General features: G+C 63.3%; 17 protein-coding genes and 1 pseudogene. 10 read left to right on the top strand and 8 right to left on the bottom strand.

Translation table 11 applies throughout. The features are described from left to right. Positions 1–331 precede the first annotated feature (331 nt). The 5 genes and pseudogenes from ACFOSH_RS24520 to ACFOSH_RS24540 form a co-directional block, all read right to left on the bottom strand. Positions 332–907: a MarR family winged helix-turn-helix transcriptional regulator gene (locus ACFOSH_RS24520; RefSeq protein ID WP_378241387.1), complete on the bottom strand. Its 576-nt coding sequence runs from the start codon at positions 905–907 to the stop codon at positions 332–334. 163 nt (positions 908–1,070) lie between these two features. Continuing rightward, positions 1,071–1,444, bottom strand: a pseudogene (locus ACFOSH_RS24525) (S8 family peptidase); the annotation flags it as partial. Between the two features lie 318 nt (positions 1,445–1,762). After that, complete coding sequence (locus ACFOSH_RS24530) at positions 1,763–2,215, bottom strand: SsgA family sporulation/cell division regulator (RefSeq protein WP_378241388.1); 453 nt, start codon at positions 2,213–2,215, stop codon at positions 1,763–1,765. Between the two features lie 96 nt (positions 2,216–2,311). Continuing rightward, the gene (locus ACFOSH_RS24535) at positions 2,312–2,725 is read right to left on the bottom strand and encodes a cold-shock protein (protein WP_378241389.1); all 414 of its coding nucleotides are present in this window, start codon (positions 2,723–2,725) and stop codon (positions 2,312–2,314) included. 241 nt (positions 2,726–2,966) lie between these two features. After that, complete coding sequence (locus ACFOSH_RS24540; protein ID WP_378241390.1) at positions 2,967–3,449, bottom strand: MarR family winged helix-turn-helix transcriptional regulator; 483 nt, start codon at positions 3,447–3,449, stop codon at positions 2,967–2,969. A gap of 86 nt (positions 3,450–3,535) precedes the next feature. On the opposite strand from ACFOSH_RS24540, the gene ACFOSH_RS24545 reads away from it, so the two are divergent. Together ACFOSH_RS24545 and ACFOSH_RS24550 are read left to right on the top strand one after the other, a co-directional pair. After that, positions 3,536–3,946 (top strand): DUF6069 family protein, encoded by a 411-nt coding sequence (locus tag ACFOSH_RS24545; protein WP_378241391.1) that lies wholly within the window; start codon positions 3,536–3,538, stop codon positions 3,944–3,946. A gap of 144 nt (positions 3,947–4,090) precedes the next feature. Then, positions 4,091–5,155, top strand: coding sequence for a hypothetical protein (locus ACFOSH_RS24550; RefSeq protein WP_378241392.1), 1,065 nt, complete (start codon positions 4,091–4,093; stop codon positions 5,153–5,155). 920 nt (positions 5,156–6,075) lie between these two features. Here ACFOSH_RS24550 and ACFOSH_RS24555 read toward each other — a convergent pair. Then, positions 6,076–8,910, bottom strand: coding sequence for an AfsR/SARP family transcriptional regulator (locus tag ACFOSH_RS24555; RefSeq protein WP_378241393.1), 2,835 nt, complete (start codon positions 8,908–8,910; stop codon positions 6,076–6,078). 660 nt (positions 8,911–9,570) lie between these two features. Here ACFOSH_RS24555 and ACFOSH_RS24560 point away from each other — a divergent pair. Then, entirely contained in the window at positions 9,571–10,491 is a 921-nt protein-coding gene (locus ACFOSH_RS24560; RefSeq protein ID WP_378241394.1) for a hypothetical protein, read from the top strand. Positions 10,492–10,950: 459 nt separating this feature from the next. Here the strand turns inward: ACFOSH_RS24560 and ACFOSH_RS24565 are convergent, their stop codons facing one another. Continuing rightward, the gene (locus ACFOSH_RS24565; RefSeq protein ID WP_378241395.1) at positions 10,951–11,568 is read right to left on the bottom strand and encodes a superoxide dismutase; all 618 of its coding nucleotides are present in this window, start codon (positions 11,566–11,568) and stop codon (positions 10,951–10,953) included. Between the two features lie 229 nt (positions 11,569–11,797). Here ACFOSH_RS24565 and ACFOSH_RS24570 point away from each other — a divergent pair, with 229 nt between their 5' ends. From ACFOSH_RS24570 to ACFOSH_RS24600, 7 genes are all read left to right on the top strand, one after another. After that, on the top strand, positions 11,798–12,919 hold the full coding sequence (locus ACFOSH_RS24570; protein WP_378241396.1) for a zinc-binding dehydrogenase: 1,122 nt from the start codon (positions 11,798–11,800) through the stop codon (positions 12,917–12,919). A 105-nt stretch (positions 12,920–13,024) separates the two neighbouring features. Then, positions 13,025–13,915: a GntR family transcriptional regulator gene (locus ACFOSH_RS24575; protein ID WP_378241397.1), complete on the top strand. Its 891-nt coding sequence runs from the start codon at positions 13,025–13,027 to the stop codon at positions 13,913–13,915. A 424-nt stretch (positions 13,916–14,339) separates the two neighbouring features. Beyond that, the gene (locus ACFOSH_RS24580) at positions 14,340–14,960 is read left to right on the top strand and encodes a helix-turn-helix transcriptional regulator (protein ID WP_378241398.1); all 621 of its coding nucleotides are present in this window, start codon (positions 14,340–14,342) and stop codon (positions 14,958–14,960) included. 54 nt (positions 14,961–15,014) lie between these two features. Further along, positions 15,015–16,283 (top strand): ABC transporter substrate-binding protein, encoded by a 1,269-nt coding sequence (locus tag ACFOSH_RS24585; RefSeq protein ID WP_378241399.1) that lies wholly within the window; start codon positions 15,015–15,017, stop codon positions 16,281–16,283. Next, complete coding sequence (locus ACFOSH_RS24590; protein ID WP_378241400.1) at positions 16,267–17,187, top strand: carbohydrate ABC transporter permease; 921 nt, start codon at positions 16,267–16,269, stop codon at positions 17,185–17,187. The genes ACFOSH_RS24585 and ACFOSH_RS24590 overlap by 17 nt, the downstream gene beginning before the upstream one ends. Next, positions 17,187–18,086 (top strand): carbohydrate ABC transporter permease, encoded by a 900-nt coding sequence (locus ACFOSH_RS24595; protein WP_378241401.1) that lies wholly within the window; start codon positions 17,187–17,189, stop codon positions 18,084–18,086. Before ACFOSH_RS24590 ends, ACFOSH_RS24595 begins: the two co-directional genes overlap by 1 nt. Further along, complete coding sequence (locus ACFOSH_RS24600) at positions 18,083–19,471, top strand: GH1 family beta-glucosidase (RefSeq protein WP_378241402.1); 1,389 nt, start codon at positions 18,083–18,085, stop codon at positions 19,469–19,471. The genes ACFOSH_RS24595 and ACFOSH_RS24600 overlap by 4 nt, the downstream gene beginning before the upstream one ends. Here the strand turns inward: ACFOSH_RS24600 and ACFOSH_RS24605 are convergent. Further along, positions 19,443–22,919 carry a BTAD domain-containing putative transcriptional regulator gene (locus ACFOSH_RS24605; RefSeq protein ID WP_378241403.1) on the bottom strand — a complete coding sequence of 1,159 codons (3,477 nt, stop codon included), beginning with the start codon at positions 22,917–22,919 and terminating at the stop codon, positions 19,443–19,445. The genes ACFOSH_RS24600 and ACFOSH_RS24605 overlap by 29 nt on opposite strands. Positions 22,920–23,100: the final 181 nt, after the last annotated feature.

Raw genomic sequence — 23,100 nt, forward strand, 5'->3', positions numbered from 1 at the left:
ACGCACAAACTTCGTCTCTTACACGTGCGCCCGGCGAAGAAAAAGGTGCTTGCGGATAACGCTTAAGGAGACTTTGAGCACTTCCGCCGGTCACTTTCTACCAGGACGTCTGTCGCCTCTGCCGGAGACGTTCCTGGTCGCAGTCGTGGAGCTGTCGTACTGGCCGTTTCGCATAGGGCTGATACGAGGCTCCGAGTGGCAATCGCTGTTCGGTGGCTTGCGCACTGCCATCGCCACCGCGGGGTCGATGGCAAGGCCGGACTGCTTGCCGACGCGGAATGGGGTGAAAGGGCCTGGCGAGAAGCTCTAATCCAGGACACTTGAGTATTGACTAGGGGCGCGGTGACGGCAAAGGAGCTTCTTCGCGGGCTGATGTGAGAACCGAACCGTAGGCTGTCCTTGTGGGCGATTCAGTCCCGTGCGCGACAGTTGCGGATGCGTAAGCCCCGTCGTGGTGGTGTGTCATCGAGGGCCGAGTGCCGGTGCCCTGGCTGTAACGGATCAAGAACTGGGCGAACTGCAGGCGCTCGGCCGGTTCCCACGTCGCAGTGATGCGTTCGAAGGTCTCGCGCTGTTCGGAGGCGTAGCGACGGAGTTCCCTGTCACCGGCGTCAGTGAGTTCAAGGACGGTGCGTCGCCCGTTCGATGGGGAGTCCGCGTGGCGCAACAGTCCGTCGACGATACAGGCGGCGATGGTGCGGCTTGCGACGGGCCGGGTAACCCTCATTTCGGTGGCGATACCGCTGATCGTCATCTCACCGAGCGAGTCCGCGACCAGGTTCAGGACCAGATTGCGCGTCAGGTCCCAACGTCCGCCGGCGGTGCGCCGCCGCAGACGTGACAGCGCGGGCCCGACCTGTTCAAGAAGAGCGCTAAGGGATTCCGAGGGCGGTGAACAGCTGCTCATGCCGCCATCCTAAGGAGTTCCACCCACCATGAGCACACCGCCCTTTAGGTATGTGCATAGCCTCAGGTATCTATCTACGCCGATTGCGTAGTCACCTTTCGGTGAACAAATTCGTGGAGGACCTGAACCCTATTCACGTCGCAGTCAAGCCACTTGGGTTTCCGGTGTCGTTGGTGTTCCACGACGCCGTTATGTTCGTGCCCGGCGCGAAGATGTCCACCAGGTTGCCGTAGTTGGAGAAGCTGGACCGCGAGCCGACGGTGATCGCCTGGGTCACGCGGGCGGGGGAGTAGCCCGAGGTGTTCGCGTTGGAATTCCCGGCGGCCACGCCGTGGGTGACGCCTGCGGCGATCGACCGGCGGACGGCGTCGTCGAGGGTGGTGGAGGCGCCGCCGCCGAGGCTCATGTTGGCCGTGGCGGGCTTGACGTGGTTACGGGTGACCCAAGTTCGATGTCCGCGATGACACCGGCGGTGGTGCCGCTGCCGGAGTTGTCGAGCACGCGGACGCCGTAGACCGTGGCGAGCTTGGCGGATCCCGCAGCGAGGATCTGTCCCTCGGCGGCTTGCGCGGGAGCGGCGGTCACGCTGGTCGCCGCAGCGACCGCGCTCGCCGGACCGGCACCGGAAAGCCAATTTACCGACCGTGTCTTTCGCGTGCGATTGTCCTGCCTGTTAGCGGGACGGAAGCCTGTGATTGACGATAGGGCCGCTGGCCCTCAGCGCTGATCATGCTTTTCGGTATGCGAAGAACGGCAGCAATGGCAGTTATGTCTGAAAGTGCTGATGACAATGATTTCGGCGGTGAAGCGCAATCGCGTATTCGTGCGCCGACGACGGATTCCTGCCGTCCATCGCTAGCTCGACGCAAGTCGCTGGAGTTCGTGATCGAAATCGATCCAGGATGATTCGTCGCCAGGCTGGACCAGGTCGTAGGTGCATTCGAGAAAGTTGGCGAGAGCCCAGGCGGATACTGTCAGGGTTGCCACGCCTGCCGGGGATTCCAATTCGACCTGAATGGCCTCGAAGTCGTCAATGCACGGACTGAACTTGACGTCACCGTAGCCGGCCTTGGCCAGCATGCCGACCGCGAGCAGTTCACGGGCGAACAGCCACTCGACCTCATGAGAGGTTCCGGTGGAAAAACTGGCTTTGACCGCATAGGGATCGCGGGTGTCGTAGCTCAGCGCGACCTCGAGCGCCAGGTCGTGTTCTCCCATGGTCCTGTGAGTGAAGAGCACCGTGTGCTGGTGCACCTCGTGATCAGGTGCAAAACCGTCCCGGGCATGCCGTTGCGTATCGTCGTTCATGTTTCCAGTGTCGATGGTGAGACTTCATTCCACCTCCACGGAAATAGTGCACATTCGTGAGAGAGTAAGTACTCTTCGTGATTGAAGGGCCGCCTGCTACTCGCTGACCCAACCGTGTGTGAGCGCCAAGGCGATGAATCCCTGCCGGATCTCGACGATCTGCTGTCCTGTCAGCAGTGGACTGCCCAGCAGGAGGACTTCGGTCACTTCATCGCGGAGGTCCTGGGCGGTCAGCACGTCGTGGTCGCCCCCGGCTTCGGGGTGAACGGTTCCCCCGCGCGGGGTTGACGACTCGTCCCCGCCGCGGTCCACTAGCCGCACTTCCGAGGCTTTGAGGCCACGTTCACCCTCTTCGGTGCAGAACTGGACATGAACGCCGGCGGCGAGGAGGCGCTTGTCGAAAGTGAGATCGTTGACGTGCAGGAAGACGTCTTCACTTCCGCTGTCAGGGGCCACGAAACCGTAGCCGCGCAACTCGTCATATCGAACCACTTTGCCCGTCACTGTCATGACCGTCTCCTAGGAAGTATTGCCCCAAAGTCCCGACTCGTGGATTCTACCGTTGCCGGCTTTCGTCCGTGACAGCCCGGCTGGCCGGGCGAAGTGATCATCGCCGCCCGGCGCGCTTCCCCGAATGATGGCGGGACTTCGACGTTGTGAGACCGGCCCTGAGCGTGCCAGGGTGTTTTCGGCGCCGTGATCTGCCCGAAATTCCCTCTGGTGGGAGTCGGCTCTGTTCAGCCTGCTCGCGTCAGGTCGGGAGTCCCAGAGCTTCCACGATGCGCCCGGCAGCGGTGGCGACTGTGATGAATTCGTCCCCGAGAGGCTCGATGACCAGTCTGCGGATATTCGCGATGTGTTCGGGGGACGCCGTCCGGACGTGAGTACGTCCCTCGGCGGTCAGGCTCACGACAGTGAAGCGCCTGCCCTGTCCTGTGCGGACCGTGCGTTTCACCCAGCCGCGATCTTCGAGTCGCGTCACGGCATGTGAGATGCGTGGAAGCGATCCGTTGGCCATCTGCGCGACCACGCTCATGCGCAGCGTCGACTCGGGAACGGCCTCCAGGCGGGACAGGATCATGTAGCCGAGCAGGGTCAGGTCGGCGTCCCGCAAGAGTTGACTTTCGAGGGTGCCGGGGAGTGCGAGCAGGACCTTCACCAGGTTGAGCCAAGCGTGGCCCTGGCCTGTCTCGAGCCATCCTGCCGGTTCACCGTTCTCACGCACCACGTCCATAGACTATCTGAACCACAGTTGACTTTAACATGCAAGTCACTTAGCGTTGAGTTGCACACGCAACCCAGCACAACTATGGAGTGGTCATGACCGCAACGCTTGCGAAGTCACCTGCTGTAGCGACACGACTTGGTTTGGCCGCGTTGGCGGCCGCGGCCGCCAACGCGGCCATCGCGCTGGCGGCGGGCACTCTCGTCTCTGGCGGTGTCCGAACCGGACTCGCCCCGGTCGAATTCCTGCCCGCCACTGTTATCGGGATCGTCATCGGTGCTATCGGCTGGACTTTGGTCGCCCGCTATGCGCCGAAGGCACTGCGCGTGGTCGTCCCGGCGGCGCTCGTCTTGACGTGGATTCCCGATCTGTTGCTCCTGAACGCAGGCGTGACCATCGGAAATGTCATCGCCCTCATGCTCATGCATTTAGTCGTGGCCACGGCCGTCGTCACCGCTATGCGCCCTGGCGTGCGCCGTGCGCGCGGCGACGATTCCGCCCGGTAGCCGGCGCGGCTGGTCCGATTCCTGGCGGCGGCTGAATGTTCGTGGAAACTGTACTTTTGGGCACTCCGGCCGCATGCGGGCAGCAGGCTTCAACCGGTTCGAGTCAGAATGGTCGAATAAACCTGGCCGACCCGGGAGCGGTGAATGAGTCACCCTTACAGTTTCGCGCTGCACGAAACACTTCTGCGCGTCGCCGGCTGGTTGCCTGACGAGCTGCTGGCCAGCGCACGCAGCCTCCTGGCCGATGATCGCTGCGGCGAGGTCGCGGAGGTTCTCGCGTTCGCGGGCAGGAGGACAGTGCTGCCGCTGAGCGAGGATGATCTCGACACGCTGACCGAGTTGCTGGAGAGCGATGGGGTGAGTCCCGAGGTCCTGCACGCGGTCGAACTCGCTCCTCACAACACGCCCCTCTTGTGGCGCTTCTCGGCGGAGTGGCATGAGGTGGACCTCCAGGAGGGCGAGGGTGAGAACAGCCCCATGACGGTTGCCGCGTTCGCTGCGGAGGATCTGCTGGCGGCGGTCGAAGAGGAGCCCGGCATGCGAGCGTTGTGGAGTGCCGTGCGGCGTCCTGTGGGCGGTGCGCGATATCCGCGACCTCGGGTGGTTTACGTGGCCGAAGTGGACGACGAGGAGAGCGGTACCGCCGAGCTGCCTGAACTGGTCGGCCGGATCCAGGCGCGGCTGATCGCGGCAGGGGAACGCGATCCGCAGGTCGAGCTGCTGTCCGTGCGCAGCAGCTGGCCGGACTACCAGCTTGCCGTGCGAGTGGAAGGGAAGCTCCTCTGGTCGGCCGCGGGCGATGTCGAGATCAAGGTCGCAAGGATCTTCGACGAGGTTGATCCTGAGACAGGTCCCAGATTCGAGCCTGACCGAGCGAAGATCACCGATGAGGACACGCGGAACGCGCTCATCTCTTACCTCGGTTCGGGAACCGCGCTGCTCGTCACGACGGCGATGCTGGAGGACGTCGTGGATACGGCACAGGGTGCTGTGGTGCCGACGAGTTTCCGGACGGACGGTACTTGGGTTTGGACCGATGCCGTCGCCTACTACCTCGAGCACCATCAGCTCGCTCCTGATCCCGAGCTGGTCGCGCACATCGAAGCCGCAGGCGGCCCCCCGTCTGCCGTGGACAGCGTTGCGCTCGGCCGCGCGATGGAAGCCTTGAAGTCGTCGCGTGACGATCGGCCGGTATGGACCACTTCTTGAGCCGTCTGAAGCGCAGGCGAGCTACTGAGCCGAATCCGGCCGCGCAGGCCCTGTGCTCGCATGAGCCGGGCGATCAGTTTCCGTCCGTGGTGTGATCTCTGCCCGCGGTGGGCGTGATAGGCGGCTCGGGAGACCTGAAATAGTTCACCGGTTCTCCGCCTCCAACGCCGCCAGTTCGTCCAGCTCGCCGCTGGTCGGGCCGTCGGCCCGGGCCCGGCGTCGAGCTCGGCCTTGGAACCGCTGAGGCTTTCTCCTTGCCCATGGATACCGTCATGATCCGAGATGCGCTGCGGTTCGCTGGGGTAAAGGCTTCGAAAACTTTCGTTTGGTCTTGGCGAAAGTCCGCCATGCGCTGTCGCCGAGTCTCCGGGGAGCTGAGGGGGTCCGAAAGACGCTCGGCAAGGTCCAGCCGGTGAGCAAAAGGTGACTGGGGAGAGCCCGTCTTCTGACCGGGCGACAGCGACCCGCTCTCCAGGAGGTTGTCGTAGCCGGAGAGCGGGCCGCTGTCGTTCATCCATGACCCTCGGAAGCCGTTAGTGCGCCGCGGAGGCAGAGTCTCGCAAGAGAGACCGCCTGTGCTTCGAGGCGCCAACCGAGGGCCACGTACGCCTATTCTAGGCGATCAAACCGGGTAAATAGGGGAAGACAATTTAGCCGCTTTTACCTGCTGTGCGTCCCAACGGCATGGCCGGTTTTGTCGGGTTAAGTTACTTTCGGTGATCTTGAAGATCAAGGCCGTAGCTTCTTGCTGTTGTCTCCGGCATTCAGCGGACAGTTTCTTCAAGCGTGGGCCGGTGAAAGAGATCGGTATTGCCGGAACATCCCTGCCGTTCGGTCAAAAGAGGCACGCGTGGGGAAGGTTTGCCGCCGAAATCTCAGTCTGTCATACTACAGTCGTCTCGTAGGTCGAACGAAGTCGATTAGCTCGGTCCGGCTGGCCCTTCGGTATCCAAGTTCGAGAGCAAGGCGCGAGCGACATCAACCTCTTCGGCGTCGAGACGAACGAGAATGTCGAGTGCGCGCTGCGCCGGTTCACGAGCTTCGTCATAGCGGGATGTCCGGCGATGAAGTACCGCGATTCCCAGTAGCGCCAGCGCTTCGTGGTAGCGGTCGCCCAGTGTTTCGCAGAGGTCCAGGGCTGCCTCGTACTCCCGCGTCGCCGACGTGACATCGCCTAGATCGCGATGAGCGTGAGCCATGTTCACAAGAATATTGGCCTCGAGTAGGCCTGCGCCTGCTGCTTTCGCGGATTCGAGGCCGATCTCACCGTATTTGAGTGCTTCTTCTGGTTGGCCGGACTCGGCGTACAGTTCGCACAGGGAATCGAGACTTCCGGCTTTCGTGTAGTGGTCATCGCCTTTCAATGCCAGTTCGACTGCCTCTTGTGCGTAACGTATTCCCTCATTGTACTGTTTCATTTCGCGCAATGTCGAAGCCAGGTTTACCAAAAAGCGCAGCGTGATGTACTGGTTGTCTGTTCCGCGAATGATTGCGAGGCCGCGCTCAAGGCACTGAACCGCGGTTTCGTTCTGTCCGATCCGGGAGTACGCGATACTGATCTGCGTCAAGATCCGTGCTTGTGGCTCCGGATCCTCCAGCTGTTCAGCAGAGGAAAGTCCGATCGTCAGCAATTCGATCCACTCGGTGAGCAGGCCCGTCGAATAGTAGTGCTCGTACATGCACCAGGCGAGTTGCCAGGCGATCTCGTGTTCACCCAGCTCCGCCGCGTGCTGGGTAAGTGCCAGGATGTTCGGCGCTTCGACTTCGTACCAGGCATAAGTCGACTCGCGGGTGTCGATCTTCGGCAGCGCGTGCCGCGTTTCCGGTACGCCCGGCGGGACGAGCGGGAAGCCCGGCAGAACACACAGCAACGCCGCCCGCACACTGAACAGGTACCAGACCATGAGTTCACGAAGGGCTGACGAACGCTGTTCCGGGGTTTCCTCGCTGAGCGCAAGCTCGCCGGCGTAGACCCTGATGAGATCGTGAAAATGGAATTGGCCGTCCGAGCTGCCGAGCAGATGCTGATCACTCAAGGTCTGGAGCTGCTTCTCGGCTTCGGAGGCAGGTTCGTCGATCAAGGCGGAGACAGCGGCGGCGCAGATGCCGGGGCCGCGCACCAGTCCGAGGTAGCGGAACGTTCGGGCGAGCGCCGGTTCGAGCGACTTGTACGACCAGGAGAAGACGCCCCTGACCGACGACATCTCGTCGTCATCGACATCCAGCGCGTCCAGGCGGCTCTGCTCCTCGTTCAGCTTCTCGACATGAGCGCGAAGTGTCGACTCCGGCTTGGAAGAGATCTTCTCCGCTGCGACTCGCAAAGCCAGCGGAAGGTAGCCGCAAAGCCGGGCGAGTCTCGCAGCCTCCTCCGGTTCGGCGTCGATGCGTTCGTGACCGACAGTACCGCGCAGCAGCTCCAGGGCATCAGCCTCAGGCAGCAGGCCGAGCGTCAGGCGCCGTGCTCCATCGCGTACGACCAGGCCCGCAAGGCGGTTACGGCTGGTGACGAGAATGAGGCTGTTCGACTCCCCAGGAAGCAGTTCACGCACTTGTTCGGTCGACGCCGCGTTGTCCAGCAAGATGAGTACCCGTTTGCCGGAAAGCAGGCTGCGGTACAGCGAGGAGAGCGCATCCGGCTCCTGGCGACGGCTGGAGCTTCCGAGAGCCCAGAGTAGCTGGCCGAGCGCGTCGGCAGTGGTGAGGGGCGGACGACTCGGGTCGAACCCGCGGAGATCGAGATAGAGTTGGCCATCGGGGTAGTCCCCCGCGATACGCCGGGCGAACCTCACCGCGAGTGAGGTCTTGCCGATGCCGCCGACGCCGTCGATGGCCGATATCACGAGTGCGTGACCGACCGATTCCGTCGCGGTCCGCCAGGCCGAGAGTTGGTCGAGTTCGCTCGCCCTGCCGACGAAGTCGGGCACTTCATGGGGTAGCTGAGCGGGAATCGGCGAACCCGATTGAGGCTCCCGTGCCGGTGCCGGTGCCGGTGCGAGATCGGGATCGGAGCGCAGCATCCGGACGTGCAGCTCCGTGAGCTCGGCGCCGGGATCGAGCCCGAGCTCGTCGATGAACAGCCGCCGGACCGTGTCGAACTCGGTCAGGGCGTCTGCCCGCCGTCCGCTTCGATACAGGGCGAGCATGTGCTGAGCGCGCAGACGCTCGCTGAAAGGTTCCGCTTCCACGGCCTCGGTCAGATCGGCGATCAACTCTTGGTGCCTGCCGGTGGCGAGCATCAGATCGGCTCGCTCCTCGACAAGCTGGTAACGCAGCTTGGTCAAGCGTACGCGTTCCGTGTCGGCGAATGGGCCAGGAATACCGAACAGCGGAACGCCGCGCCACAGCTTGAGGCAGTCGGCGATGAGGTCGGACGCCGCCGACTTGTCGCCGGACACGGCGACAAGTCGTGCCTGTCGGAGCCGCGTCTCGACCACGGCAAGATCGAGGTCGTCCGGGCCGATCGCGAGTTGATAACCCGACCCGGTCCTCGTCAGTATGTCCTCGCCTGCCACGGACAGCGCTCGGCGTAGCCCATGGATGTAAGTGTGCACACTGCCCTCGACGGAAGGGGGGGGAGAGCTTCCCCACACCCCGTCGATCAGTTCACTGCGCGAAACCGTCTGATTTGCCCGTGTGGCCAGGATGGCGAGCACTGCTCGCTGCCGGGGAGCGCCGAGGGGGATCGCCAGGCTTCCCGCGCGGGCAACGACGTCGCCGAGTAGGGCGACCCACAGTGTCCGATCAGCGCCGGCCATTTCTTTCCAACCTCCAGCTCATACCTCACCATCGCGGAACTAGCTGAGGTCACCCTAACTGACGAGGTCATGGTTGCCCTTTTCCTTACCTACTGTCCATTTTACCCGCAGGGCCTGTGATGACCCGCAAGCGGGCAGTCCATAGAGAAGTAATGAAGTGACGAGACCGACAGTAGAAGGGAAGAAAAGTCGAGTCGAGACGGGTGAGTGGGATGGAGTTGACCAAGCGGGAGTATGCGATCTTACGGGCTGTGGCGTCCGGACGTGGCATGTTGATCGCCTGTTGTGAGCCGGACCTCGCGGTCGACGGCGGATGGTGCGATCATGCCGCGGTTCACCGGCTGCTGGAGCTGAGCCTCATCGAAGGAGAGCGGCAAGTGTCTTTCGGGAAGTCGACCAGAGCTGTCGTGACAAAGGCAGGAGCCGCAGTTCTCGCCGAGACAACAGAGTTGGCCGCCTAGATCTGCGACGCGATTGCCTCAAGGGGCAGTATCTTTAGACTGAAGTCCTCGAAATCTTGACCTGCAACATTCGTGACTTTCTTCCTGAATTACGTGGAAATAAGACACTGATTTTCGCTGAACCGTTTGGGTGACGCTTGCGTGTCGATAACGTAGGGGTTCCAGAAGATCTGGAAACCAAGGTTGCAGGGAGAAGGATATGCGCAGTAAACGAGCAGTATCGTCGGTTGTATTCATTGCCGCCGCGGCGCTGTCGCTCGCGGCTTGCGGTTCGGATAGTCCTGCTTCGACTCCGGCGCAGGAAGCCGCACAGGTAAATGCGGGTGCATCCCCGGTTCTCCTCGCCGCGGGGACAGCAAAAGCCAACAACGCTCAACCGGGCACGGGCGACTGGGCGGTCGGAACCGACGGTACGCCGAACACGGCGACGCAAGAGGTCTCCCGGACATGGGTGCAGCTCAGGGCGGCCGAGGCGGGAGCCCTTGGCCCGGTCGTCGTCAACGGTGCCGGCCTGACTCTCTACCGCTTCGACAAGGACACGGCCAAACCGTCAAAGTCCACATGCGATGGTGCATGTGCGAAGACGTGGCCCCCGGTGCTTGTGAACACGGGGAGCAAGATCTTCCTCGCCGGGGTCAAGAAGTCCGCGGTCGGGACAGTCAAGAGGAACGACGGATCGCTGCAGGTCACGATCGGTGGTTGGCCGGTTTATCGCTTCGCGAAGGACGTCAAGCCTGGCGACACGAAGGGGCAGGGTGTCGGGGGAACCTGGTTCGGCGTCGCACCGGCAGGGCAGAAAGCCCAAAGGTTGAACGAATCTCCCGCCGAAGCTGCGCCGCCGGAGCAGGCCGCTCCGGAAGATCGGCAGAGTTCGACCAGTGCGATCCTGTTCGACGGCAAGAACTTCAGTGACAACGAGCCTTCGCAGGGTATCGCGGGGCCAGGCTGCAAAAACGTGGCACGCCCGAATGTCACGTCGTCGGTCTCGGTGAGCGGTTCCCTGAAGCTGTGGAGCGAAAAGGATTGCAAAGGTAGGTCCGTGGTGATCGACGGTGATGTCGCGGACCTCGCCACGATCGACTTCGACGATCAGCTCGCCTCGGTGTTCTTCGGATCGTAGGCCTTTGCGAGGCAAGGCAAGGCGGGGAGCTGGGTGACGAAGCTTCACTTCGCCCCGGTTCCCCGCCTCGTGCGCGTCAGGCGCCTCCACCGTCACATCAGCCACCGACCGCATCCGTCCATGCTGAACGTATCGCCCTTGTGGAGACATTCGGATCTGTCGCGGGAGCCCAGGATTCAGCGCATTCCCGCGTCTGCCGGAACCGTTGACTGGACACGGCGATGTTTTTGGCTGACTGTCCCCGCGCTGTGCGCGACAATTGGCGGTCGGCAAAAGGTGCCATTGGTCCAGGTGGCTGTGAAGGTCTCCTTGCCTACCTCGAAGGTGCGGAACGCGCCATCCGTTGCCGCAGCTCGCGACCGGTACGGGCCACGCCTGTGGCAAGGATCTCTTGTACTCCCTGCCACTGTCGACGCAGAAATCCACCGATAGCTGTAGGTCCGCCGAGTGGCGGTTCGGCTATCGCCCGAATTCGGTGGTCACGCAGGCGATGCGTTCGCCCGCGGTGCCCGCCACTCCTGCGGCGGTCTTGGTATGCCCGACGTGCAGAACAACGGAATTGGCTTCCTTCTCACGGAAGATCCAGGATACGTTCGAGGTCGTTTCGCCAAGTCCGTTCGCGTCGATCATCAAGTCGAGCCAGAGCTCGTTCGCCGGGTTCGCGTACGCTGGGTCAACGGAAGGTCGCACCGTGTCTTTCACGTTCTGATAGTGGGGCCCCGACCCGTTCGGATCGACGCCGCAGGGTTTGGCATGAGCGTGGGCCGTGTACATCCGACCGGGGTTCAGGCCCTTGGTGGTCATCGTGACCGAGGTCTGCTTGCCGGCGGTTCTGACTCTGACCGTGACTTTTGCCCCAGGGGGGACGAGGTCGGTTCGGTAGGTGATCAACGCAGGCAAGGCGGTCTGGTCATTGGCGGGACGATGGTTCAAAGTCTGAAAGGACCCCTGCAGCGTCGTCGTCCTGCTGTCGACAGTGGGAAGGGAAGGGGCAGGCGCCTGCCCGGACTCGCCGGAGCAGCCGGCCAGCGCGGACATGAGGATGATCAGGTAAAGGGCCGCAGATTCGGGCTTCATACCTTCCCTTTCACTGCTCGCTGACGGTAATAACAGATTTAACCGCCTTTGGGAGCTGCGGAGAGATACAGGGGAGTTTTGGGCAGCTTTTCACGCCGAAAGACCGGACTCCGGTGGTCCTATCTTGCTGAATTTGCTGGCGGAGGCTTGAATCCATGAGGGCCCGCATGCGCTGGGTCAGGCTGGCGCTGGCTGGTCTCGTCGGCTGAGTGTCCGAGGGAGAGTGGCAATGGGGGAGGGTTCTTCGTACCGCGTGATCTCATGCCCGCGGGCCGCGGTGATGGAGAAAATCGGTGCGGACGGACAGCTTCCGGCCACCATGCGTGCGGTGAGATTCGATTCGGACACCGGCGCCTTGACCGTCGATGAAGTGCCGCTGCCTGTTCCCGATCTGGATGAGGTCGTCGTCAGGGTGGTGGCTTGCGGTGTCGGCAAGTACGACGTGAACAGGATCGAGGGTCGCGTAAAGCCCGTGTCGCCGGTCTTCACGCCAGGTCGTGAGGCGGCGGGTTTGGTCATGGCGGTCGGCGAGCGTGTGAAGTTCTGGTCGCCTGGCGATCGGGTGGTCATGACGGCGGTGCGGGAGTGCCGCAGTTGCGCCGACTGCAGAATGGGAGGTGGTGCTGACAACTGTACGGAGCCTCAAATGATGGCGACCCACTACGACGGTGCGTGGGCGGAGTACACTGTCACCTCCGCCACTGCGCTGGTCGCTGTGCCCGATTCGATCCCGCTGGAATACGCGACAGTGCTTTCCGGGGCTGTATCCACTCCATACGGAGCTCTCGATACCGCAAGGCTGCGGCCCGCTGAAGCCGTCGGTGTCTGGGGGCTCGGCAGTTTCGGTACGCATATGGTGCAGTTGGCCCGTATTTGCGGTGCGTCACCCATCGTTGCGCTTGACGAATGTCCCGTGGCTCGAGAGAGGGCGCTGAAGCTGGGTGCGGATGTGGCACTCGATCCAGCCAATCGACACATGACGTCGTATATCAGGGAGATCACGAAGGGTCTTGGTCTGGACGTGGCATTCGACTTTGTAGGAAGTACGTCCACCAGCAGGCAGGCTCGAGAGGTGCTCGGTGAACGAGGACGCCTGGTGATGGTGGGATCCTCGCCGGATATATACCACTCTCAGCCGGAGTTCGCGGGTGTGCGCAACAAGCAGACCATCCTGAGTCACAGCGGGTACAGCGTGAAGCATTTGAAGGATCTGGTGGAGCTCCTCGAGCGCGGCAGGCTTGATGTCTCTGCGTCGATCACTGCGATCGTGCCGCTGGAACAAGTATCGGAGGGCTTGCGCAAGGTGCGTGAAGGCGATGGTGACCCACTCCGTTTGCTGCTCCGGCCTTGACCGAGGGAATTCGGCGCGGTTGTCACCGGGGCACGTGGCGGCTCGTGGCCGCGTATCGAAGGGCTCGTCCAATGGTGATTGGCCCAGGAGAGGGGAGGGAACCCAGTGGCACGGGGAAAAACGAGGGCTGACTCGCCGTCCAAGCTGATCGCCGCGGATATCCGCCAGCACATCGTGAGCGGAGAACTGGCACCAGGTGACCGTGTACCGTCCACGCGCGCGATTTCGGAGAAATGGGGCGTTGCCCATGCCACTGCTACGAAAGTGTTGGCGATCCTCCGGGAGGAAGGGCTGGTCGAGGCTGTGCCGGGCGCTTGGACGTTGGTCGCCGGGGGGTCGACCCAGGAGGCTGTGTGGCGCATTCGCGAGAGGATCGTCGAGGCCGCCACCGACATCGCGGACGTCAGCGGTTTGGACGCGGCATCCATGCGAGCCATCGCCGCCCGGCTGGACGGTGCTGTCATGTCGCTTTATCACTACGTGAAGAGCAGGGAGGAACTCGTCCTTCTGATGGCGGACGCGGCTTTCGGCGAAATGATCCCGGCCGATGGTCTGGAAGGCTGGCGTCCCCGGCTCGATGCCTCGGCGAGGTCGTTGTGGTCTGGCTACCGGCGCCATCCTTGGCTGGTTCAGGTCAATCTCGGCAGACAGCTGCGGTTGCCGAATGTCGTCGGGCATATGGCGTGGACCTTCAGTGCGCTCGTAAGCTGGGGGATGGATTCACCGGCGGCCCTGCGGCAGTATGTGCTTCTGCACAGCTTCGTGCACGGCGCCGCGGCGAACCTGCTTGGTAAGGAGGGTTTGTCGGCGTGTCTACGGGGTGACCCCTCGTTCGGTGAGGAGTCAGAGAAGCAAGCGGAGGCGCACTCGCCCCTTGTGCCCTTTATTTCGAACCTGCGAGACCTCGACCTTCGATCCGAGGTCGACGACCCGTTCGAGGTGGGGCTCCGTCAGCTTCTCGATGGCTGTGGAAAGCTCCTCGAGGATCCGGCCTGACATCAGGCGCCGGCTTGGTCGAAGCGACAGCGGCCCACCGGTTCGGCGGGGTCGTTGCCGGGTCAGTAGACCGCTGTCGTCTTCCTCATTCGTGGCACTTCCGCGGGGCTTGTGTTCACCGAGGGCAGAGGTTCACCGGGGGGAATGAAGCGCCCTGCCCAGGGGCCAACTGAGTGCCACGATTCGACCACTCTAAGCCACTGTGCGGTGCGCGCGGGGGCGGAAGTGTTGTCCAAAAGTCCCGGATCTCGCCCGATATCGTCTGCACCTGTTGACGCCGGCTGGGCGGCGATCGATCCATCGAGTGCCGAGAGACGCAGTGCCGCCGATCTCTCAATGCTCTGGCCAGGGCATTGAGAGATCGTGAAGTCCGCTCTCGCATGCTTCTGACCAAGGGGTGGTTGAGTGTGGGAAGGACTACACAGTGGAACCGGTACGCGTTGCGGTGCAGACGGTCGATCCGATCATGCAGGCCGGCCTCGGGAGCTTCCTGCGGACTCGGCCGGAACTGGTAGTGGTGGATCGGAACCAGTTGACCGAGAGGGATGTGCTGGTCGTCCAGATCGACCGGATGACACCCCAGGTGGTGGCGGATCTGAAAAGCGAAGCCGGTCCAGTTGGCGTTCCGAAGGTGTTGCTGGCCGGCGAGATGCGAGAGAACGACATTCTGACCGCGGTTGAATGTCAGGTGGTGGCCGTACTTGCGCGTGCCAAGACGTCGGGAGACTCTCTCGTCGAGACCATTCTTTCCGTGCCGCGACAGCGCCGCTTGCCGACGGACCTCATGGACCAGCTGATCGACAGTGTCCGGCGCCTTAAAGAGGAGGTCGTACCTCCGCGCGGTTTCGAATCCGCCGGTCTGACGCCGCGTGAGGTCGATGTTCTGCGGCTCATGGCGGAGGGGCACGACACTGTCGATATCGCGGTCAAGCTCTGCTACTCCGCGCGGACGGTGAAGAACGTCATCTATGGACTGACCAGCCGACTGAACTTGCGAAACCGGCCCCATGCCGTCGCCTACGCCATGCGTGCCGGCTTGATCTAGCACCGCCCGACTTCCAACCTTAGCGGTCCTTCGTTGCGGGTGAGAGGAAATAGCGTGGTTTTCAACCCGGTCGACAAGCTGAAGTACTTGACGGCGGCCTTGCTCGCGGTGGTCCTGGCGGCAGGATGTGCGTCCGAGGCTGAGGGTACCGTCAAGCTGACTATCGCCACTTTCGGTGAGTTCGGCTACGACCCGCTTCTCAAGGAGTACGAGGCCGCGCATCCCGGCATCCGGATCGAAAGCCGAGTCGCCGAGTTCGAGGCCCATCACAAGGGCGCCGCGACGCAGATGGCCGCTGGGCGAGGCGCGGCGGACATCTTGGCTATCGAAGAGCAGTACATGCCCCAGTTCCGGCAATCGGCCGCGAAGTTCGTAGATCTGGCCCGGTTCGGGGCCCGCGACCTGCAGACCCGGTGGCCCCAGTGGAAATGGGAGCAGGGGCTTGGCCCCGCAGGGGCTGTGCTGGGTCTTGGTACCGATATGGGCAGCCTGGCGATGTGCTTCCGTAAGGACTACTTCGGGCAGGCCGGCCTGCCGACGGATCGTGACGCCGTGTCTCGCCTGTGGCCCACTTGGGAGGACTACGCGAGGGTGGCCGACCAGTTTTCCGCGAAGGTCCCCGCGACCAAGTTCGCCGACTCGGCCGGTGGCATTTACACAGCGATCCTCAATCAATCGCCGGAAAACTTCTTCTCCGCCTCGGACGACTCCTTTATCGCGGACAGGAACCCAGGCCTTCAGCGTGCGTTCACCCTCGCCGGGCAGATCGGTGCCAAAGGGCAGACGGCTCGTGTCACACCCTTCACCCAGCCGTGGAACGTCGCGATCAAGCAGGGCAGCTTCGCGACCATCGCGTGCCCGGCGTGGATGCTGACGCAGATCCAGGAGGCAGGCGGCGCGGAGAATGCCGGAAAGTGGGATGTCGCGAGTGTTCCCGGTGGAGGGGGTAACAATGGTGGCTCCTTCCTCACGGTTCCCGCGCAGAGCGAGCATCCACAACAGGCTTATGAACTGGCGAAATGGCTCACTGATCCGGCACAGGAGATCCGTCTGTTCTCGGCGTCCAACATTCTGCCGAGCGAGCCGGCTGCCTATCGCTCGCCGGCGGTCCTCGAAAAGGTCGATCCGTACTTCAGCGGCGCGCCCATCGGTCGGATCTACGCCGCGTCCGCCGACACGCTGCAGCCGAACTATCGTGGTCTCAAGGACGCAGTGGTACGGCCGACATTCGGCACCGCGCTAGGCCGGGTGGAGTCCGGTAAACAGTCGCTGGACGCCGCGTGGAACCAAGCGGTCGCGGAAGCCCGTGCCGCGGTCTCGTAAGCGGGATCTGCTGGCATCGCTGGATCGGCGGGCGACCCCGATCCTGCTGGTGACGCCGTTTTTCGTCCTCTTTGCCGTGTTCGGCCTGTTTCCTCTGCTGTACACGTTCTGGGTATCGTTGCATGATTGGCAGCTGATCAACGGGGATCAGGGCTTCGTCGGGCTGCGGAACTTTTCGGAGTTGTTCGGCGACAGCCACTTTTACAACGCGTTGAGCAATACGGTGACGTTGTTCCTGCTCTCGACGGTGCCGCAGATCGCGCTCGCACTCGGCATCGCGGCCCTGTTGGACCGCCCCTTGCGCGCGAGGGCCTTTTGGCGCTCGGTGGTGTTGCTCCCGAACGTCGTCTCGGTGGCGGCGATCGCCTTGATCTTCGCTCAACTGTTCGGGCGAGACTTCGGAGTGGTGAACTGGCTGCTCGGCTTGTTCGGCATGTCACCGCTCGACTGGCAAGCGCAAGGCTGGTCCGCACAGCCGGCGATCGCGCTGATCGTGATCTGGCGGTGGGCGGGGTACAACTCCCTGCTGTATCTGGCGGCGATGCAGAGTGTGCCGACCGAACTCTACGAGGCCGCCGAGCTCGATGGTGCCTCACGCTGGCGGCAGTTCTTCTCGATAACGGTGCCCGGAATCCGGCCGACGATCGTGTTCACCACGGTGGTTTCAGCCATCGGCGGGATGCAGATCTTTGTCGAGCCACAACTGTTCGACTCTTCCGGGGTCGCCGGTACCGGCGGTGACGACCGTCAGTTCCAGACCCTGATCATGTACTTGTACGAAAAGGGCTTCACACAGTTCGACGCCGGCTATGCCGCCGCGATCGCCTGGGTGGTGTTCCTGGCCAGTGTGGTGCTGGCGCTGGCCGGTGTCGTTCTGGCCCGTCGTATTGCCGGGAGCGGCTGATGGCGGTCATCGAGAGCACCGAATCGCCCCGCCGCGCCGGGGCCCGGAGGGGACGTCGCCGACCTGGCTTCGTCGTTTACCTCGCGTTGCTGGCAGTGGCCGTGACCTCGGTTTTTCCGCTGTACTGGTCGTTCGTGGTGGCTACCAGTGATGGTTCCGCGATCGCGGAACGGACTCCGCCGTTGACCCCCGGAGGGCATCTTTTCGAGAATCTGCGATCGGTTTTCGACAAGGTCGATTTTTGGCTCGCCTTGGAGAATTCCGCGATCGTTTCGGGTACGGTGATGGTGTCCAACGTGCTGCTGGCCAGCCTGGCAGGCTTCGCCTTCGCTCGACTCCGTTTCCCCGGTCGTAACACGCTGTTCCTGTTCGTGATCGGCACGGTCATGGTGCCGTCTCAGCTGGGGATAATCCCGATGTACATCGTGGTGAGCGACTTGGGCTGGTATGGCCGGCTTCCCGCGGTGATCGTTCCGGGATTGGTAAGCGCCTTCAGTGTCTTCTGGATGCGTCAGACTTGCGAGGAGGCGGTTTCCCGTGACTTGGTCGACGCGGCCGCGATGGACGGCTGCTCGATCTTGAAGACCTACTGGCACGTGGTCTTGCCCGCGATACGGCCGCAAGCCGCCGTCCTGGGCATGCTGACCTTCATGGCGGCATGGAACGACTTCTTCTTTCCTCTCGCGGTCCTGGACCCGAATGAAAGCCCGACCGTCCAGGTGGCGCTCTCGACGCTCGCCAGCGGCTACTACACCGACTATGCCTTGATGCTCACCGGAACGACCTTGGGAGTGCTCCCGGTGATCGTACTGTTCGTCCTGCTCTCGCGGCACATCGTCAGCGGGACTTTACGCGGTGTGCCGGGTGTCGAATCGAAGCGAGGAAAGGAGAAGCGGTGAACGACGAACTGCGGTATCGGTTTCCGGCCGGTTTCCGGTGGGGAGCGGGTACCTCGGCGTTCCAGATCGAAGGGGGTGTGACCGAGGATGGGCGAGGCCCGTCGGTGTGGGACACGTTCGCCGCCGCCGAAGGCAGCATCCACTCTCGCCATACAGCGGAGGTGGCCTGCGATCACTTTCACCGGTACGAGGCCGACATCGCCCTGATGGCCGAGATCGGCCTTCCGGAGTACCGGTTCTCCGTGTCTTGGCCCCGGGTGATGGCTGATGGTCGCAATCCGGAGCCTCGCGGGCTCGAATTCTATGATCGCGTGGTCGATGCCCTGCTGGGGCGCGGAATCAATCCGTCAGTGACGCTCTATCATTGGGACCTGCCCCAGGCACTCGAAGACGAAGGTGGCTGGCCTGCTCGGGACACGGCTTACCGGTTCGCTGACTACGCCGCGCTCGTCCAACGGTCGCTGGGGGACAGGGTCGACCAGTGGACGACGGTCAACGAGCCCTTCTGCGCCGCGTTCCTTGGCTACGGTATCGGCGTACACGCACCGGGTATCCAGGATGACGTTCTCGCGCTGCAAGCAGGGCACCACTTGATGCTCGGACACGGTTTGGCCATGCAGGCGTTGAGGGCGGGTTCACGGACAGGGCAGGAATTCGGCTTGGCGTTGAACTTTTCGCCGGCCCTGGCCGACGTCGACGACCGCCGGCATGCGGAAGCACGGCGTAAATTCGACGGCCTGCACAATCGCTTCTTCCTCGACGCCATGCTGGGCAGGGGTTATCCGGCGGATGTCGTGGCCGATACCCGTCATCTGGGTGAGTGGACATCGGCGATCCGCGACGGCGACCTCGATCTCGTCGCGCAGCCGGTCGATTGGCTCGGTGTCAACTACTACGCCCCGGCCAGAGTGCTTCCTTTGGATGACCCTGAGGCTGTGAGTAATTGCCGGTTACCGGGTCTCCGCGGAGTGGACGTCCTCCCGCCGCGAGGACCGTTGACGTCGTTCGGCTGGGAACAGGCACCAGGGGCGTTGACGAGCCTTCTGACTTGGCTGCACGAGTACGCCGGTGGTATCCCGTTGGCAGTCCTCGAGAACGGTGCCGCATTCGAGGACAAGGTCGAGGCGGACGGCCGGGTCCACGACAAAGAGCGTGAGCGTTATCTCCACGAGCATCTGCACGCGGTACTCGACGGGATCCGTGCGGGAGCGGACGTCCGTGCTTACGTCGTCTGGTCCTTTCTGGACAACTTCGAATGGGCGCTCGGCTATACGCAGCGATTCGGCCTGGTCCACGTTGATTTCGCCGATGGTCTCGACCGGCGGATCAAGGACAGCGCCTACTACTACGCCCGCGTCATAGAGACGAACGCGTTACCTGACTGACGGGAGGTGGTTCCCGCATCCTCTCGGCGAGTCCGCTCCGAGACGTGAGCCCGAGCTTGGCAAGAATTCGCGTGACGTGCGCTTGAACCGTCCTGCGGGGTAGCACCAGCGTGTCGGCGATCTCGGGGTTGGAGCGCCCTCGACTGACCAGTTCCGCGATCTCACGCTCGACCGGCGTCAACGACGACCACCCGCGAGTCGGCTGCGAGACCTCGGGCGTACGCGGGGTGATGTCGTACTCGCACATCCTGCTCTCCAAGTACTGCATGTCCCACACCGCACCCAATCGGCCGAATTCCCTGATCGCTTCGTCCGCCGCGTCCTGTGCCTCGTCCCGTCGCCTTTCCGCGCCCAACAGGACGGCGACATCGCTTAGAGCCGACGCTCGCTCGATCGTCCGCCCGACGTTGCCGAAGTGCACGATGGTCTGCAGCAGCGGTTCCGGATTCCCGGATGCGAGCGCCTCGCACCACTGGGCGGCAGCGGTGGCCCGTGCCGGCACCACCTCCTTAATGGCTTCCTCTTTGCAGACCTCGAGTGCGTCGGTCACGATTTGCTCCCGGCCGTGTATTCGGGCGAGCCGGACCAGCCACGGCAACCATTGATGACGAAGCATCATCTGGGCGTAGGTCGGATCCATTATCGGTGCCAGGATGTCGATGGCCTTCGCCAGGTCACCGTCCTGTTCTGCCTGTAGCGAGCGTGCGACCAGCAAGAAGTCGCAACTTTCTCGCTCGGAGTCCGTGACCGGGAGGCGTCCGGCGGCCGCGTAGAGGTGGGCTGCCGCTTCTTCGGTGTCGCCCCGGCGCCCGCAGACCAATCCGGCAAGGCCGTGGAGAAGGAGAGTAGGCGGACCCGGTTCTCGAAGACCGTGAAAGGTTATCGCGGGCCCGTCTTCGTTGACGGTGTCCAGTTCGGCCAGCGCGTCGTCCCAACTGCCGCGCCAGTAGTCCTGCACGGCAGATGAGACTTGGAGGCCGTGGGGCAACGAGTATTTCGTGGCCGCGCGTCTCGCGGTGTACAGGGTTTTCCGCGCCTCTTCCAGGCGATCCAGGTTCTGGAGGGTGAAGATCCGGTTGTCGAGCAGATCGAAGTAGAACTCCGCGTTGTCGGCCTGGCCTTCCACTGTGGTGATGGCGCGGTCGATATGGCGCAACGCCGCACCATGGTCGCGGTGGATCGATTCGACCAGCCAGAGCGTCTGGAGGGCATGGCCGATCGGATACGGCTCGCCGTCGGCGAGCGCGGTGCGGTAGGTCTGCCGCGCCTTCCGGGCGGTACGGCCCAGATCGTCGAGGCGGCCACGACTGAAATTCGCCAGCAGAGCCCGCCGTCGTTTCCGCCAGAGCGATGGTGTAGTGGGCGAATCGTTGCCTTCCAGCAGCGCGATGGCTTCTTCGGTTTCCCCTCGGCGGTGCAACATCGCCGCCGCGATGTGCCGCATCTCCGCCGCCCGGTCCGGATCCTGGCTCGAAACCATGGCTTCTTGTGCCTGTTCCAAAGGTTCTTGATCGAGCCGGAACAACAGGAGGACATACGCGGCCAGGAGTACCTCGCGACGTGGATCGCGGACGGTGCAGTTGTCCAACGACCTGTGCAGGATGGTCGTCGCGATGAGCGGGGCGCGGTTCGCCAGGGGCATGTGGTGATCGACCAGCCAGTCGATCACCCAGTCGTCCACCGCCGCCGGTACCGCCACGAGCTGTTGCGCGACGTGCTCGACTCCCGAACCTATTCCCGCGAGGGCTTTGGCGGCGCGGCGATGCCAATCGGCCCGCGCGCCGTCGGGAATTTCATGGTAAAGCGCCCACCGCAGCATGGGATGCCGGAACGCCAGGTGGGTCCCTGTGTCGACGATGATCCGCATTTCCATGGCGTCTTCGAAAGCCGCGATCAGCTCGGAGGGCATCTTGTCCATTGTCGCCGCGACCTGCGCCAGCCCGAATTCCATGCCCAGGACGGCTGCCCTGCGTAGTGTCTCTTTCGCGACCTCGTCTACCTGATCAAGTGTTCGGCTGACCGCCTCGAGCAGGGAATCGGGCGCCTGCCAGGCCGTGCCGCTCCGAACTTTCGTGATTCCGTCGACGGTCTCGAGGGCATGGTCACGTACAAGTGCTCCGGTCACCTCTCGGAGGTACAGCGGGTTCCCCGCGGCCTTCACGACGAGCGATCGCAGTTCCTCGTCAGGCTGTGCACCGAGGAGATCACTGATCAGGTCCTCGGCGTGGGTATCCGCTAGAGGACCGAGCTCGACGATCTCGAGGCCTCGTGATTCGGCCGCGCGGCGCACTTGGCCGAGTTCCACACGCCGAGGTACCGGGCGTGAGGCCGCGACAAGCAGCAGCGGAAGCTGGCGGGCAGCGGTCGAAAGCCGGTTCCACATGAGTACGCTCGCGTCGTCCGCCCAGTGAAGGTCGTCGATGACCATCACCAGCGGAGCCGTGGCACAGAGTTGATCGATGTAGGCGAGTATCCGATCCGCGGTCGTCGCCACCAGATCGACGTCCGTCTCCGAGGACCTTGTCGCGGTTTCGTCGATTTCCAGACCCAGGCACTCCATGATCACTTGGAGCGGGAACAGCTGACCCAGCTCGCCGGCAGCGGCCCACGCGACATGGCACCCGCGTTCGCCGAGGTCTGCGAGGGCCGTTGTCAGCAACTCCGATTTGCCGATGCCGGGTTCACCCTCGATCCAAGCGGTCCGGCCGTTCCCGCTCACCACTTCATCGGCCAGACACCGGAGCCGGGCGATCTCGGGTTCACGTCCACGGCAGAAATGCGGGGTGGTCCGTCGTTCTTCGATGGCGTGGGCCACTTGCCCCGGGAACACAGCGAGCAGTTCATCGACGGGGTCCGTCTCCGACAGTGCCGGAGTCAGTGCCTGATCGTTGGTCAGGATCTGCTGGTGAACCTGGGCGAGTTCCGGGCCGGGGGCGATGTCCAGCTCTCGCCGTAAGATGTCCCGGGCGTTTCGGAACGCGTCCAGCGCCTCTGTGGTCCGGCCGCTGCGGTGCAAGGCGAGCATCAGCGATTGCCACAAGGACTCTCGTAGCGGATGCTCCCGGACCAGGACGGTCAGCTCCGGGACGAGATCGTCATAGGTGCCCAGCTTCAAAAGAGCGGCGGCGCGCATTTCGAGGGCGAGGATCCGGTGCTCGGCCAGGCTTGTTCGAAGGGACTCGGCATAAGGTCCGGGAACACCGGAGAGTGCCTCTCCGCTCCAGAGCGCGAGAGCTCGGTTCAAAGTGTCCACCGTGCTGGCGGCGTCGCCCGTCTGCCAGTGCGTCCTGGCCGTGTCGCACTGCTGCTCGAAAACGTGGACGTCGAGGGAATCGCTGCCGACATTGAGCCGATAGCCGGACGCGTCCGACAGCAGAAGGCCGTCCGTCGACCACCTGGTCCGACTCGGTTCAAGGATCCGCCGGAGTCCCGAGACGTAGGTGTGCACGCTCCCGTTGGCACTCGCGGGCGCGGCTTCGCCCCACACCGCTGTGATCAGCTCGGCCCTGCTCATCGGCTGCGTGACCGCGCGCGTCGCCAACGCGGCGAAGACCGCGCGTTGGCGTGCCGGCCCCAGCGCGAGTTCCTGGTCGCCGAGCCAGGCACGGAGCGAACCGAGCGCTTCTACT

This window comes from Amycolatopsis speibonae, assembly GCF_042647925.1.
GTDB classification, from domain to species: domain Bacteria; phylum Actinomycetota; class Actinomycetes; order Mycobacteriales; family Pseudonocardiaceae; genus Amycolatopsis; species Amycolatopsis speibonae.

Bases quoted from the DNA above. Each gene is read 5' to 3' on its own strand.
- ACFOSH_RS24520 (WP_378241387.1), bottom strand. From the start codon at position 907: ATGAGCAGCTGTTCACCGCCCTCGGAATCCCTTAGCGCTCTTCTTGAA.
- ACFOSH_RS24530 (WP_378241388.1), bottom strand. From the start codon at position 2,215: ATGAACGACGATACGCAACGGCATGCCCGGGACGGTTTTGCACCTGAT.
- ACFOSH_RS24535 (WP_378241389.1), bottom strand. From the start codon at position 2,725: ATGACAGTGACGGGCAAAGTGGTTCGATATGACGAGTTGCGCGGCTAC.
- ACFOSH_RS24540 (WP_378241390.1), bottom strand. From the start codon at position 3,449: ATGGACGTGGTGCGTGAGAACGGTGAACCGGCAGGATGGCTCGAGACA.
- ACFOSH_RS24545 (WP_378241391.1), top strand. From the start codon at position 3,536: ATGACCGCAACGCTTGCGAAGTCACCTGCTGTAGCGACACGACTTGGT.
- ACFOSH_RS24550 (WP_378241392.1), top strand. From the start codon at position 4,091: ATGAGTCACCCTTACAGTTTCGCGCTGCACGAAACACTTCTGCGCGTC.
- ACFOSH_RS24555 (WP_378241393.1), bottom strand. From the start codon at position 8,910: ATGGCCGGCGCTGATCGGACACTGTGGGTCGCCCTACTCGGCGACGTC.
- ACFOSH_RS24560 (WP_378241394.1), top strand. From the start codon at position 9,571: ATGCGCAGTAAACGAGCAGTATCGTCGGTTGTATTCATTGCCGCCGCG.
- ACFOSH_RS24565 (WP_378241395.1), bottom strand. From the start codon at position 11,568: ATGAAGCCCGAATCTGCGGCCCTTTACCTGATCATCCTCATGTCCGCG.
- ACFOSH_RS24570 (WP_378241396.1), top strand. From the start codon at position 11,798: ATGGGGGAGGGTTCTTCGTACCGCGTGATCTCATGCCCGCGGGCCGCG.
- ACFOSH_RS24595 (WP_378241401.1), top strand. From the start codon at position 17,187: ATGGCGGTCATCGAGAGCACCGAATCGCCCCGCCGCGCCGGGGCCCGG.